Origin of the sequence: Paenibacillus sp. 598K, from assembly GCF_003851045.1 — a bacterium.
Classification (GTDB): domain Bacteria; phylum Bacillota; class Bacilli; order Paenibacillales; family Paenibacillaceae; genus Paenibacillus_D.
Genome location: NZ_BFBX01000022.1, coordinates 1 through 286, shown reverse-complemented (window position 1 = coordinate 286; position 286 = coordinate 1). Strand labels below are relative to the sequence as shown.

1 pseudogene is annotated in these 286 nt (G+C 59.8%); it reads left to right on the top strand.

Annotation, left to right across the window (positions count from 1 at the left end):
• Window positions 1-229: pseudogene (locus tag PA598K_RS08835) on the top strand (ABC transporter substrate-binding protein); the annotation flags it as partial.
• Between the last annotated feature and the right edge of the window lie 57 nt (window positions 230-286).

Genomic DNA, 286 nt, shown 5'->3' with positions numbered 1-286 from the left:
GCTGGCCGATCTGGCGACGCTGCAGGAGATGCACCCGGAGAAGGCGCAGTCGCTCGAAGCGATCATTGCCTCGATGGAGTACGCCAAGCCGTACCGTTACTCCGAGAAGTACCCGGACTGGGACAACATCTACTGGACGCAGCTGATGGACCCGATGATCAACTCGGGCGCCGACCCGCTCGACCTGATCCCCAAGGTCAAGCCGCTGCTTGACGCCGCGATGCAGTAGATTTATCTGAAAATCTGGCTAGTAGAGCGGGCTCGCTCTACTAGCCTATCTCGGAGG